This is a genomic window from Pseudoalteromonas sp. SR45-6 (assembly GCF_014163545.1).
GTDB classification, from domain to species: Bacteria; Pseudomonadota; Gammaproteobacteria; order Enterobacterales; family Alteromonadaceae; genus Pseudoalteromonas; species Pseudoalteromonas rhizosphaerae.
Genome location: NZ_JACJDM010000209.1, coordinates 1 through 361, shown reverse-complemented (window position 1 = coordinate 361; position 361 = coordinate 1). Strand labels below are relative to the sequence as shown.

The 361-nt window shown below is 48.2% G+C and carries 1 tRNA gene; it reads left to right on the top strand.

From position 1 onward, the window contains the following. Positions 1-49 precede the first annotated feature (49 nt). Positions 50-125, top strand: a tRNA-Glu gene (locus H5158_RS22945). The last annotated feature ends 236 nt before the right edge of the window (positions 126-361 follow it).

Here is a 361-nt window from a genome sequence, read left to right as displayed (position 1 = left end):
GCCTGAAACGAGTTAAACCATTCAGTTGTCCTAGTGACACATATTCTGTGTCCCCATCGTCTAGAGGCCTAGGACACCGCCCTTTCACGGCGGTAACAGGGGTTCGAATCCCCTTGGGGACGCCACTTACTTATTTTAAGTAATGTATAAAGCAGTGTGACACCGCACTCTCTATGCACGACGTTAACAAGAGTACTAATCTCTTGGGGACGCCACTTACTTATTTTAAATAGGGAAGTGCAGTGTTATTAAGCAGCTCGCCTGAAACGAGTTAAACCATTCAGTTGTCCTAGTGACACATATTCTGTGTCCCCATCGTCTAGAGGCCTAGGACACCGCCCTTTCACGGCGGTAACAGGGG